We start from the raw sequence: 14050 nt of genomic DNA, 5'->3' as shown, positions 1-14050 counted from the left end.
CCACACCATGCCACAAGCTAACAAACCACCAATAATCAATTGCCATGTGCATACGTTTACAGGAGATTACGTACCACCATTTCTTGCTAAAACCTATTTGCCAGAACCCATACATCGTATATTTTCAATGCGCTTTATTATTATGTGCATACGTTGGTATTATGATGTAGTAAAACCACTATTCTTTAAAAACCGCTATAAATGGTTAAAACGTAAAACATACGAGTTTCAAATTTTTATAAAACGCCATTATATTCTAGGCATAATAAAGCTTATTGTAGAAACCTATTTAATAGTAGCCATTTTCTATTATTTAGGCACTTGGTTTTTAGATATTGACTATCAATATAAAAACATCATTCAGCAATGGTTGGTTAAAGCATTAGTATTTTTAAAAGAAAGCGGATTAATAATAGTGGTACCTAGTCTGTTTTTCAAAATAGTATTCTTTATCATTATACTTATCGTTTTTAAATCTATCCGCAACCTGGTTTTTGCACTCTTAAGACAATTCAAAATCCTGCCAGGAAAACACTTTACCGATTTATTTTTTCGCTATGTACAAATAGGCTTGTTTTCTAAATACAAAACCCAAAAAGGCATTTACGATAAGCTCAAAAAGCAATACCCTGTCAATACCCATTTTGTAGGCTTACCTATGGATATGCAGTTTATGGATGCTGGTAACTTAAAAAAAGGCTTCACTATACAAACGCAAATGCAAGGCATATTAGATATAAAAAAGCGCCCTCAAGATAGAGATACCTTTCACCCCTTTGTGTTTGCCGACCCTCGTCGTATGGCAGACAAAACCTATTTTAATTATACTATTGAACCCAAAACAGGCAATGTATTGCTAACCAAAGGCTGTTTAATGCAGCAGTATTTAGAAGACCATAACTTTGCAGGCATAAAAATATATCCAGCCTTAGGCTATTATCCTTTTGATGAAGCCTTACTGCCACTTTGGAAATACTGCGTACAAAACAATCTGCCAGTAATGTCGCATTGCATAAAAGGCACCATCTTTTATCGTGGTAAAAAGAAACCTATTTGGGATAACCACCAGATATTTACAGAAGGGAAGATAGACAGTACAAAATTTAAGGCTACCACCAATCAAGATGATGATGAGCATAATGTAGATTTCGATTTTAATGCCGATTATATCACTCAAGACGATAAGGCATTACACCTTAACGAAGTTAAAAACATCGACTTTGCCAATAACTTTACCAATCCGCTTAACTACCTGTGTTTGTTAGACGAGAAGTTACTCTATAAAGTGATAAAGCAATCAACAAACGCAAGCCAGTTACAACAACTATTTCCTTGCGATGAGGCAAATACAACAGTACAAAAAGGCAAAGGCCTAAGTAGCTTAAAGCTCTGTTTTGCACACTTTGGTGGCGATGACCAATGGAAACGCTTTTTAGAGAGCGATCGCGATAACTATACCTCGCAACTCATTTTACAACCACAAAAGGGTATCGATTTTTTTAAAAATGCCAATGGTGAAGACAGCCCAGGCAAACTAGCCTATATCTGGAAGTATGTCGATTGGTATACTATTATTTGCAGCATCATGCTACAGTACAAAAACGTGTATGCCGATATAAGCTATATACTGCATGATGAAGTTATTTTACCACTATTAAAACAAACCCTTAGTAACGATGGTTTAAAACCCAAAGTGTTGTATGGTAGCGATTTTTATGTGGTACGTAACCATAAAAGCGATAAAGCTATTTTGGCCGATATGAGAGCAGGCTTAACCGAGAACGAGTTCGACCAAATAGCACGTTATAACCCTAAAACATATTTAAATTTACCATGATAATTTTATAACAACCATTTCAAAAAAATACTATATTTAAACTCTCCCTTACAACGGATTAATTTGTTGACACAATTAACCAAAACTTTAGTTAATAACTAAAGGGTTTTTATTACGATTTTTTATAAAGAACTCTTGTAAGAATTTCTATTTTTACAACTAATAGATTATTTTTTAAATATAAAATATGACAATAAACGAATTAGGTGCAGTTTTAGGAAAGTTATATCATAATGCACCAAAAGGAGAAGCAGTTGCTATGATTCATGTATTTGGTATAAAGTATGCAACTCAAATTAAACTGAGTAAATTCAACAAAAAAGAGATTGCAAAAGCCGCAAAAATCCCAGAATCTTTTGGTACAGAAATAAGTAAAGGAGTCAAACTTTCACAATATGTATCTGTAAAAGAAAACTTATAATTTATAGATAAGAAAACAATCTAATTAAAGTATGGCATTCAACGAAGACTCAAGAGTAAAACTACCTGCAATACTACACCTAACTCAGTTAGGGTATACGTATCTGTCTTTAAAAGAAGCTGAGTGGGATTTAGAAACCAATATTTTTAAGGATATATTTAAAAAATCCTTAGCAAGAATTAATAAAGGTATTTCCGAAGCCGATATTAACAGACTCTATCAAGAAATTGATTTAGCTCTTGAAAATGAAGATTTAGGTAAAGCCTTTTTTGAAATGCTCACCAACCGTTCGGGTGTTAAACTCATTGATTTTGAAAATTTTGATAATAACGACTTCCATGTAGTAACTGAATTACCATATCAGAATGGAGAAGATAATTTCAGACCAGATGTTATTTGTTTAATTAATGGCATGCCATTGGTATTTATTGAAGTTAAAAAACCAAACAATCGTGATGGTGTAATTGCCGAGCGTGACCGCATAGAATCTCGTTTTCAGAATAAAAAATTTAGAAAGTTTGTAAACATGACTCAATTCATGTTATTTTCTAATAACATGGAGTACGATGATAATGAGATTGAACCTTGGCAAGGTGCCTTTTATGCATCACCATCATATCACAAACCTATATTCAATTATTTTAGAGAAGAAATTGGCTTTAATCTATCTAAGGAACTGAGACCTTTAGATACACAAGTGGAGAACTTTTTGCTTAAGGACACTAATTATCATTCTATAAAAAATAGTGCTGAATACACTACAAACAAAAACCCTAATTCGGCTACCAATCGTGTGTTAACATCTTTATTGAGCAAAGAGCGCTTAAAGTTTATGTTGCAATATGCTTTGGTTTATGTTAAAGAAACATCAGGTTTACAAAAACATATTATGCGCTATCCGCAATTGTTTGCTACAAAAGCCATAGAGCAAAAACTGGATGAAGGCATTCGTAAAGGAATTATTTGGCACACACAAGGAAGTGGTAAAACAGCTTTAGCATATTATAACACTCATTTTCTAACGGATTATTTCCAGAAACAACACATCATCCCGAAGTTTTACTTTATTGTAGACCGTTTAGATTTGTTAACCCAAGCACGTGATGAGTTTACGGCTCGCGGACTTAAAGTGCATACCGTAAATTCGAGAGAAGAATTTGTAACTGACTTAAAGAAAACCACAGCAGTTAATAATGACAAAGGTCAACGTGAAATTACGGTAGTGAACATCCAAAAGTTTGAAAACGACCCTGATGTTAGTACCACAACGGATTACAATATTAATATACAGCGCGTTTATTTTTTAGATGAAGTACACCGCAGTTATAATCCAGAAGGTAGTTTTTTAGCTAATCTGCAACAATCTGATCGTAATGCAATTAAAATTGGATTAACAGGAACACCGCTAATAGGTGATAGCTTAAAGTCTAAAGACCTTTTTGGTAATTATATTCATAAGTATTACTATAACAAATCGATAGCCGATGGTTATACATTAAAGCTCATTCGTGAGGAAATTGAAACTGAATATAAAATATTGCTTAAAAAAGCATTAGATAGTATTGATTTTATAAAAGGGGATGCTAATAAAAAACTAGTGTATTCACATCCTTCCTTTGTGGCTCCTATGCTAGAGTATATTGTTAACGATTTCCAGCAGTTTAGACAACGAAATAACGACGCAAGTGTTGGTGGCATGGTAATTTGCGATAGCAGCGAACAGGCCGAAGAAATGTACGCTATTTTTAACCGTGTATATGCTAATCCAGAAGTTGATGATGTTTCAATGCCAATGGCAGCAGAACCCAATCAAAAATATAATGTATTGCGCAAAGAAGACTATCGCGTTAAAAAAGCAGCACTTATTTTACACGATTCTGGTAGTAAAGACGATCTAACACAATGGCGTGATGATTTCAAAGCAGGAAAGATTGACTTTTTGTTTGTTTACAATATGCTACTTACTGGTTTTGATGCAAAACGTTTAAAGAAAATCTATCTAGGGCGAGTTATTAAAGCGCATAATTTACTGCAAGCCTTAACACGTGTTAATCGTAAATATAAGGGTTATAAATACGGGTACGTTGTTGATTTTGCAGACATCTCTAAAGAGTTCGATAAAACCAATAAAGCCTATTTTGACGAGTTGCAAGAGCTTTTAGGAGACGAAATGGAAAGCTATTCTAATTTGTTTATGACACGTGAAGAAATGGAAGCTTCCATTCGTGAAATTAAGGAAACCCTTGCCGATTTCGATTTAAAAAATGCTGAAAACTTCTCGTCTCAAATCTCACAAATTAGTGATCATGGCGAGATGCTTAAAATTAAAAAAGCATTAGAAGATGCTCGCGCTTTATATAATATTATTCGTTTGGTTGGTGAGTATGAGCTTTTAGAGAAAATGGATTTCAGAAAACTAGGAGACTTACGTATTGAAGCTGTAAATCATTTAGCATTAATTAATGCTAAAGAGGCCTTACAACAAAACGAAGATGTTGGTAATCTGCTCAACATGGCATTAGAAGATATAGTATTCGGATTCCGAAAAATTGGAGAGAATGAATTAGTGCTTGCTGGCGAACTTAAAGACATCCTTAAAAAAACCAGAGAAGCGTTGGGTAATAATTTTGATACCAAAGACCCTGAGTGGATAAGTTTATATGAAGAATTACGTCGTTTGTTTGATGACAAAAATTTAAACGAAGTAACACAGGAAGAGATGCAGACAAACATTACCTCCTTAAAAAACATCCATGAAAAAATAAAGGAATTGAACAGACGTAATGCCCTGTTGAAAGATAAATATGATGGCGATGCCAAATACGCACGTGTACAAAAACGTTTGATAGAAGCTGGCAAGCCATCAAAACTAAAAACAGCTATTATAGAGGCCTTACAAAACATAAAATCACAAACCGATATTGCTGTACTCGATAGGAACGACAGCTTAAATAACGAAAGCTATTTTGCGCGTATTGTTGCTAAACTAGTGTTTACCGAGTTTAATAAAACGCTAGAAACGCCAATGGATGTAGATACCATAGAGTTTATACGCAACTTAATTGTAGAAGAATACCTTAATGAATACCACGGAAAAACCGCATAATAAAAAACTATGAATGACACTTTTGTAACACAAACCAAAACCTTAATAGACGAGCTTAAAGCCGTTTGTGCCAGTTATGGTTTAGGGAATGATGGCAACGAATTTAAAATTATAAGCCAAGTATTTTTATATAAGTTTTTGAACGATAAGTTTGCTTACGAAGTTAAAAAACTAAAACCAGAATTAGCAACAAGCGACAATTGGGAAGCTGACATCGCCAAAATGAAAGATGCAGACTACCAACTTTTGCAATTTCAATTGGGTGAGTCTACAGCCTTTTTAAAACCACATCAATTAATTGGGTATTTATTTAACAGACAGGAAGAACCAGATTTTGCAAAACGTGTTGATGATACGCTTATTGATATTGCGGTAAGCAATAACGACTTATTTGCTGTAAAGACCGAAGATGGCCAAAAAATACAACTCTTTGAACGTCTAACCGAATATGTAAGTAGTAAACGTGATGCCTTTGCCAAAGCCCTGTTTAACAAACTTACGCTCTTTAATTTTGAAAATATTATGGGAGAAGGCTTTGACTTTTTCTCAACTATTTTTGAATACTTAATTAAAGATTACAACAGTGATGCTGGTGGTAAATATGCCGAATATTACACACCTCATGCGGTATCAAAAATTATTGCTAATATTTTAGTGCCAGAACCTACTAGTAATGTAACTATTTACGACCCAAGTGCAGGCTCAGGGACGTTGTTAATGAACTTAGCACATGCTATTGGGCCAGATAAGTGTACGGTGTATTCACAAGACATTTCTCAAAAGTCGTCAAACCTGTTACGATTAAACCTAGTGCTAAATAATTTGGTACACAGTATTGAGAATGTCATACAAGGCAATACCATGACAGATCCTTACCACAAACAAAATAGCAAACTGCGACAGTTTGATTATATAGTGAGTAATCCTCCCTTTAAATTAGACTTTAGTGATGATGTAGATACGCTTAATAAAAAAGAAAACAAGGCTCGTTTTTTTGCAGGCATCCCTAATGTGCCTAAAAAGAAAAAGGAAAGCATGGCAATTTACACCTTGTTTTTACAACATATTATTTATTCCTTAAAAGAAGGCTCAGGTAAAGCTGCTATTGTCGTGCCAACTGGTTTTATTACTGCACAGTCTGGCATTGAAAAGAAAATACGTGAAAAAATAGTAGATAGTAAAATGTTAGCTGGTGTGGTAAGTATGCCAAGTAATATTTTTGCGACTACTGGTACCAATGTATCAATAGTGTTTTTAGATGCCGCAAATAAAGGTGATGTTGTTTTAATGGATGCTTCCAATTTAGGAACAACAAATAAAGAAGGTAAAAATCAAAAAACACTATTATCTCCAAAAGAGGAGGATACTATAATTTCAACGTTTACAAATAAGGAAGCCATTGAAGATTTCTCGGTTGTAGTTAATTATGAATCTATCAAAACCAAAAATTATAGTTTAAGCGCAGGTCAATATTTTGAAGTGAAGATTGAATATATTGATATTACAGCAAAAGAGTTTGAGTCTAAAATGCATGATTTTGAAAATAATTTAGAAACCCTCTTTGATAAAAGTAAACTATTAGAAAAAGAGATTGTATCTAATCTAAAGACTTTGAGGTATGATTAATTGGAAGAAAATAGCAATAGGTAAAGCTATTAGATTTAATCCCCCTGAAAGTATAACTAAGGGAAGTTTGGTAAAGAAAATTCCAATGGGATATTTAACTGAATTTCAAAGAAAAATAAATGGATTTGAATTATCGGAATATAATAGTGGACCAAAATTTAGAAATAAAGACACATTAGTTGCCAAAATCACACCTTGTTTAGAGAATGGAAAAACTGCATATGTTGATGTTTTAAAAGATAACGAAGTTGCTTTTGGATCTTCTGAATTTATAGTATTACGGAAAACAGATTTAACGGATAGTAAGTTTATTTACTATTTGGCCATTAGCCCAACTTTTAGAAATCGCGCCATAAGTTGTATGGAGGGAACATCAGGTAGAAAAAGGGTTAATGATAAGACATTAAAAAACTTTGAATTACCTATTCCTTCAATTGAGTATCAAAAAAAAATAGCCAAAGTCCTTTCCGATTTAGATGCCAAAATAGAAGTCAATAATAAAATAAACCAAGAGTTAGAAGCAATGGCAAAAACACTTTACGATTATTGGTTTGTACAGTTTGATTTTCCAGATGCCAATGGTAAGCCTTATAAATCGTCTGGCGGTAGAATGGTTTATAATAAGGAATTGAACCGTGAAATTCCAGAGGGATGGGAATTTGACATTGTAGAAAACCTTTTAGCAAAAGATAATAAAACAAAGAAAATTCCATCCAGTGAATATTTAGATAAAGGGAAAATACCAATAATTGATCAGAGTATGAAGTTTATTTGCGGTTATACAAATGTAGAAGAATCTATAATCGATACTATTGAGCCAAGAATTATTTTTGGTGATCACACTAGAATAGTGAAATTAATCAATTTTGATTTTGCGAGAGGTGCAGATGGAACACAAGTTTTATTAAGCAATAATCCAAGAATGCCACAACACCTATTTTATCATGCACTATTAAAAATTGACTTATCCAATTATGGTTATGCACGTCATTTTAAGTTTTTAAAAGACACAAAAATAGTTATACCACATCTTGAAGTGGCGAATAAATTTGAGAAATTTATTGAAGGATTTTTTAAAAAAATAAGACATAATATATTTGAAAATCATGAACTCACCGAATTGCGCGATTGGTTGTTGCCGATGTTGATGAATGGGCAGGTTACTGTTGGTGAAGCAGAAAAAGAGTTGGGTATGGTTGCGGAGAATGGAGAGGCTTATAATATTAGTCATAAATAAAATTATTTCATGTTTGGCAGTCCAATTAAATATTCAGATTTTTTTAATGCTTCGGTTCCTGCTAATCCTATTAATCTTATTAAATCTATTCCTAAAGGTGAATTAATTGCTTCAATTGCTGCAGTTAATACTAGATTGAAGCCAATTTTCAATACAAGCTTTGATAACTCAAAAGAAAACCAAATAGACGCACTACGTGCAATTCTTTTGGATTTAGAAAATCCTATTAAAAGTGGCATAGCAGCACCATACATTGGCCAATATTCGGAAATGCCAGAAAACGAAGTCCTATTTACAAGGGTTACATGTTTGTATGCTTATCAAGAAATATTGGCTACTAGTGGGTTCGTGGCAACAAGACCACCACAATATACACCTAAACAGCGTGTTGATTTATTTAAATATTTACTAATATGTAATGAAAGAATTCTATTTTTTGATAGATCCTACTCTGGAAATGCTCATAAAATTTTAGGTAAACGTTTCTTTGAGTATTTTATGTTCAAAGAATTACCTCACAACCAATATTACTTTATTCCTCATCCTTTAAATCGCTTTTATATTGGCTGGTATTTAATGGATAAATTGATAACAGATAGTTTCTTTTCTAACCATTTTAAAGATTATTTAAGTATCACTTTTGGTTTAGATGATATTACGGAGTTTTTCAAATATATTATTGGTCAATTCTTTGGCAGTAACGATGACAAATTAAAGGTAACGTATCTAAAGATAAAAGTTAAGAATACACAGGCTATTCAGGTATTAACTGAGTTATCAAAAAGGTATGGTATACCATTACCTGCTCATACAGATTTAAATGTTTTAGATTTTCTAGAGTTAAAGAAAAGTCCCGTTTATGACGGTGGTGTCAAAAATGGGATTCATACTTTTATCATAATGGATTCGATACTTTTTTTAGAGAAAATATATTCATTATTTATTAATGATTTTTGGTTTGATTATTTAAAACCACAGGTAATTTGCAATAGAAAAGACTGGGGTAATTTTATTGGAGACAAATTCTTTGAACCTTTCATAAACGAAATTTTTAAAAACATCTCTACAAGTAATAAAAGAGTAAATTATTTAAATCAGGACTACCTGACCTTTGATATTAATGGAAAGGGTCATGTTGAATATGCAGACTTTTATTATAGGTATAAAAATAAGGTTTTACTTATTGAAGCAAAAAGCAACTATCTTCCATTAATTAATGGTTTTAAAACAGTAAATACAATTGCCGATTTTAATAAAATAAATGTAAATCAATTTTATAAAGATTTTGGTCTTTTGCAATTAGTTGAAAAGACCCTGTTTAAATTTAATGAGTATAAAACCTTCATCAAGGATCCTGAATTTAGGAAAAAAGGGAAATTAAAGATTTACCCATTACTTCTTTTAAATGAGCCTATTATCAGTCTTGGTCCTTCAAATCTAGCATTTAGGAAAAAATTTGATGAAATGTTATCGGCAAAGGGTATTGATAAAGAGTTTAAATCTATTAGAATTATGCCGCTTTCAATATTAAATATCTCTGAATTTCAGGATATTGAACAATCAATTATTGATAGAGATCAATGTCTGTTTAACTTATTTCAAATGCATTTTTCTGCTACTGATTTTACAAAAATTAAAACAACACATGAAGCAGCAACACCATTAAGTATTATTATTAACAAACATATACCTCATCATAAAAAAATTTCTAAAGATGTTAGAAAGTTTAAGTGGTTAGGGTTTAATAAAAATAAATAGTATGGCTGGGTTCAAATTATTAGCAGTAAGACCTTTTTTGAATTGTAACGATCGTTTCTGTAAGAATCTGCAGAAAGGTGTAATCTATAAATTTTATCAGAACTATGAGTTTTTAGATAAAGATGGTAAAGCCCTAAATAAAGAAAACCTAACAATTATAAACTTAGATGGTAAGCTAATTGATAATGATGTTTATTCTATACTTAAAGTAAAAGAGACTGTAGATGATATATATGGAGTTACTTTATCTAATGGACATAAAATCGATATTCAAGTATCTGCATTAGTTGGTAAAAACGGATCGGGTAAAAGTACTTTATTAGAATTGCTTTATGGTGTTTGCTACATTATCGCATTAAAAAAAGGAATAATAACTGATCATACTAAATGGATAAAACTCATTAACAATAGTAAGATAGATCATAACAAATTATTTGGAAAAATTAACGATATACAAGATGTATATTCAGATTTAATGGTCGAGATCTATTACGAAATTGACGGGAAATATTTTTCAATATGGCATAATAGTCAGCAAGAAATATATCATAGATCGTTGAGTAAAGATTTTGAAGATGATAATTTCAATGAATATGGTTCATTTAAATATGATGAATCAAAAGATGATAGATTTAATTATGTTTTTGATGAATTCTTCTTCTATACTATTTCGATTAATTATTCCTTATATGGATTAAATGCGAGATATAATAATTCTTGGTTAAATGATCTATTTCATAAAAATGATGGTTATCAGACACCATTGGTTATAAATCCATTTAGACAGGATGGAAATATTGATGTTAATTCAGAACTTCATTTAGCACAGTCTAGATTATTATCAAATCTTGTAGATGATACATTTAGTATAAAACAAGTTGTAAATGGTAAAACAGTTGATTCGTTATTATTTACCCTTGATTATTCAATGTTCAATACTTACGGAGTTTTGGGTCTTGAGAGCGTGATTACAAACATTAAGAAAAAATTTGATTTAGAAGATTCTGAGTTTATCACAAAAGTATATGACGCGATTTATACAACAAGTAAAACTCGGATTGAAAGAATAGATTTAAAAAGTGTCAAACATTCAGATTTGTTGGTAAAATATGTCTATCGTAAAATATTGAAAATATATTCTAATTACGATGAGTATAAGGCTGAAACTATAAAGGTTGAAGGTGAATGGGTTCCTGACTTTAGGCAAATATTTAGGCGTTTAGTAGATTTAAAGAATGATAGAAGTCACATAACACTTAAATTAAGGCAAGTATTAAACACTATTAGATTCAATACACTTGGAGAGGTTAATGACAATTTATGGAAAGAAGAGGCTGATGATTATCAAAAGATACCTAATAAGATTAAAAAACACTTTTTCAGTTTAGATATAAGCAGCTTTATTAATAGAATAAAACAAATTAAAAATGAAAATTCAAGATTTGATATAATAGAGCTAATACCAGCGGCTTGTTTTAGGCCCAACTTATATATAAGAAATGATAACTGCGCAAACTCAATTTCAAGCTTTAATGACCTAAGTTCAGGCGAGCAACATTTTATACATTCACTACAGTCTATATTTTATCATATAATTAATTTAAATTCAGTTTTTTATTCTGGAAATGAGAAGATCAAATACAACTTTGTCAATTTAGTATTTGATGAAATAGAATTGTATTATCATCCTGAATTTCAAAGGAGATTTTTATTCGAGATTTTGACTGGAATTAGTAATCTCAATATAAAAAATATTAAAGGTATTAATATTTTATTTTCTACACATTCACCATTTATTCTTTCTGACATTACTCATAATAATATACTTCGTTTAACAACAGGTTTAGCTAATGAAAGTACACAAGAAAAAACTTTTGGTGCTAATATTCACGAATTACTTGGTTCAAGTTTTTTTCTTGAAAACGGCTTTGTTGGTGAATTTGTTAAGAGAAAAATAGAAATGTTAATTGGAAAATATAATGGTAATCAAGATTTAAAATTAACAGTTAGAAATGACGAAAACACTGAGGAGTTAGATTTTATTAATCTATTAGATGACAAACTTATTAGAGATAGATTATTAGATATGTATAATGATTATTATGAAGTTGATGTGAATACCATATATGATATGGATGAATATGAAAATTGGCTAAAGTCTGAATTAGAAAGAATAAAAAAAGGTACTAATGATAAAAGTTAATAGGATTTATCCAATTGATTCTAAATCCACTTATAAAAAAATTTCTGATTTAGAGGATGATTTTTTAAGTAAGTTTAGAAAAAACAAAAGACCAGAAAATTTACTTTCTAATTTTATTACTACTGGTAATTCCAGAGGGTTTATTCATGCTAATGCTATTCAAATAGAGATATTGAATTATTTACACAATAATTTCTCCAAAATTATAAAAGGCAAACCAAAAAAACTTAAAAGTTTTATCGATCATTTTGCTACAAATAATTGGGGTGAAGAGATATTTCATAATGATGTGACGACAGCCTTTGGAAATGAATTAATGTATATTTTCGGCTATACAGAACGCTTTAGATCGAATGTTGATAGAGGAATATGGTTAGCTAACCAATTAAATATTAAAACATGTCCTTATTGTAATGCTCAAAATACAATTTTAACTAATAAGCAATTTGGTAAACAGATTGCTAAATTTCAGTTTGATCATTTTTTTCCTAAAAGTGAATATCCTTACTTATCACTTTCACTTTATAATTTAATTCCATCATGTGCAAATTGTAATAGTACTAAAAGTTCTAAACATCTTAATTTAGATAAACATTATCATCCTTATGTTATGAATTTGGCTGATCTAGCAAAATTTAAATTAAAATATATACCTGATCCTTCAATTCTGACATTAAATAATCTGTATAAGCAGAACCTTGAAATCGAATTCACAAATATACATAAAGACCCTTTAGGTTTAGTTAACACTCATAACGAACTGTACCATATAAATGGTGTTTATAACAGACATAATGATGTAGCTGAAGATCTTTTAAAGTTTGCAATAGTTTATACTAAAGAATTGTCTAAAAGTCATTTAAAAATAAAAGGGTTATTTAAAAGTAAACAAGAATATTATCATTTTTTATTGAGAAATTATCCCAATCAAAAAGATTCTTTAAAACGACCATTAGCAAAAATGACTCAAGATGTTGCTAAGCAGTTAAAACTAATTAAATAATGAGTAGACCACAAACCATTCAAATATTCCTTCCCGACGGTTCACCAACCAGTATTCGTGAAGCAGAAATCACAAATAGATTAGTCAAGGCTATTTTGTTCCCAAGAAATAAAATGCAAGAAGTCGCAAAAAGAGAATTAGTACATTTTACTGGTGTCTATTTTTTGTTTGGTTTAAAGGAAAATGAAGCTCCATTAGTTTATATAGGAGAAGGAGAAGAGTGCTTTGATAGAATAAAGGAACACCATAGATTAAAAGATTTTTGGACACACTGTGTAGTAGTTATAACAAAAACAAACGAATACACAAAAACGGAAGGTAAGTTTTTAGAGCATTATTGCTTAAAAAAGGCTGCAGAAATTGGCCGCTATCTTATAGAAAATAGTAATAGTTCAAAAGAACCCTCAATACCTGAAAGTAGAAAATATGATTTGTTGGATAATTTTGAAACTATTAAAATTTTATTGGCAACTTTAGGCTTTCCAATATTTGAAGAGGGCATAAAATCAACTAAGCTTAATATTGATGAGTTTTATATTAAATTTAAAGGCTTAGTTGCAAAAGGCATATATAATGACGAAGGCTTTGTTATTTTAAAGGGTTCTGAAGCAAGAAAAGAGACAGCAGGTTCTTTTAGAGCTACTCAAAAAGCTTTTAGGCAAAAACTAATAGAGTTTAATATTATAGCCAGTAAATCTGATAGGCTTGTTTTTTTGCATGATTATATTTTTCCAACTCCAAGTGCAGCAAGTGACATAATTAAAGGGAATAGTTCAAATGGCTGGGTTGAATGGAAAGATAAAGATGGTAAAACTCTAGATGAGATAAAACGAAAATAACAACCCACTTGCCATTCCGA

9 protein-coding genes are annotated in these 14050 nt (G+C 31.0%); all 9 read left to right on the top strand.

Features of this window, described 5'->3' with window-relative positions; genetic code table 11:
* The first annotated feature begins 7 nt into the window (after positions 1–7).
* The 9 genes from IEW41_RS00430 (at position 8) to IEW41_RS00390 (ending at position 14030) form a co-directional block, all read left to right on the top strand.
* The gene (locus IEW41_RS00430; protein WP_188604368.1) at positions 8–1837 is read left to right on the top strand and encodes a hypothetical protein; all 1830 of its coding nucleotides are present in this window, start codon (positions 8–10) and stop codon (positions 1835–1837) included.
* A 187-nt stretch (positions 1838–2024) separates the two neighbouring features.
* Entirely contained in the window at positions 2025–2258 is a 234-nt protein-coding gene (locus IEW41_RS00425) for an HTH-like domain-containing protein (protein ID WP_188604367.1), read from the top strand.
* A gap of 31 nt (positions 2259–2289) precedes the next feature.
* On the top strand, positions 2290–5364 hold the full coding sequence (locus tag IEW41_RS00420) for a type I restriction endonuclease subunit R (protein WP_188604366.1): 3075 nt from the start codon (positions 2290–2292) through the stop codon (positions 5362–5364).
* 9 nt (positions 5365–5373) lie between these two features.
* Positions 5374–6990 (top strand): HsdM family class I SAM-dependent methyltransferase, encoded by a 1617-nt coding sequence (locus tag IEW41_RS00415; protein ID WP_188604365.1) that lies wholly within the window; start codon positions 5374–5376, stop codon positions 6988–6990.
* On the top strand, positions 6983–8227 hold the full coding sequence (locus tag IEW41_RS00410; RefSeq protein WP_188604364.1) for a restriction endonuclease subunit S: 1245 nt from the start codon (positions 6983–6985) through the stop codon (positions 8225–8227). The genes IEW41_RS00415 and IEW41_RS00410 overlap by 8 nt, the downstream gene beginning before the upstream one ends.
* A 9-nt stretch (positions 8228–8236) precedes the next feature.
* Positions 8237–9985, top strand: coding sequence for a hypothetical protein (locus tag IEW41_RS00405; protein WP_188604363.1), 1749 nt, complete (start codon positions 8237–8239; stop codon positions 9983–9985).
* 1 nt (position 9986) lies between these two features.
* A complete protein-coding gene (locus IEW41_RS00400; RefSeq protein ID WP_188604362.1) occupies positions 9987–12188 on the top strand; it encodes an AAA family ATPase in 2202 nt (733 codons plus the stop codon).
* The gene (locus IEW41_RS00395) at positions 12175–13191 is read left to right on the top strand and encodes an HNH endonuclease (protein WP_188604361.1); all 1017 of its coding nucleotides are present in this window, start codon (positions 12175–12177) and stop codon (positions 13189–13191) included. The genes IEW41_RS00400 and IEW41_RS00395 overlap by 14 nt, the downstream gene beginning before the upstream one ends.
* Positions 13191–14030, top strand: a complete 840-nt coding sequence (locus IEW41_RS00390; RefSeq protein ID WP_188604360.1) for a GIY-YIG nuclease family protein — start codon at positions 13191–13193, stop codon at positions 14028–14030. The genes IEW41_RS00395 and IEW41_RS00390 overlap by 1 nt, the downstream gene beginning before the upstream one ends.
* Positions 14031–14050: the final 20 nt, after the last annotated feature.

The organism is Aquaticitalea lipolytica, assembly GCF_014641635.1.
Lineage (GTDB): Bacteria > Bacteroidota > Bacteroidia > Flavobacteriales > Flavobacteriaceae > Aquaticitalea > Aquaticitalea lipolytica.
Note: the sequence above shows the minus strand (reverse complement) of the source record. Positions and strands in the feature narration are given on the sequence as shown.

Bases quoted from the DNA above. Each gene is read 5' to 3' on its own strand.
- IEW41_RS00410 (WP_188604364.1), top strand. From the start codon at position 6,983: ATGATTAATTGGAAGAAAATAGCAATAGGTAAAGCTATTAGATTTAAT.
- IEW41_RS00390 (WP_188604360.1), top strand. From the start codon at position 13,191: ATGAGTAGACCACAAACCATTCAAATATTCCTTCCCGACGGTTCACCA.
- IEW41_RS00430 (WP_188604368.1), top strand. From the start codon at position 8: ATGCCACAAGCTAACAAACCACCAATAATCAATTGCCATGTGCATACG.
- IEW41_RS00395 (WP_188604361.1), top strand. From the start codon at position 12,175: ATGATAAAAGTTAATAGGATTTATCCAATTGATTCTAAATCCACTTAT.
- IEW41_RS00415 (WP_188604365.1), top strand. From the start codon at position 5,374: ATGAATGACACTTTTGTAACACAAACCAAAACCTTAATAGACGAGCTT.
- IEW41_RS00400 (WP_188604362.1), top strand. From the start codon at position 9,987: ATGGCTGGGTTCAAATTATTAGCAGTAAGACCTTTTTTGAATTGTAAC.
- IEW41_RS00425 (WP_188604367.1), top strand. From the start codon at position 2,025: ATGACAATAAACGAATTAGGTGCAGTTTTAGGAAAGTTATATCATAAT.
- IEW41_RS00405 (WP_188604363.1), top strand. From the start codon at position 8,237: ATGTTTGGCAGTCCAATTAAATATTCAGATTTTTTTAATGCTTCGGTT.
- IEW41_RS00420 (WP_188604366.1), top strand. From the start codon at position 2,290: ATGGCATTCAACGAAGACTCAAGAGTAAAACTACCTGCAATACTACAC.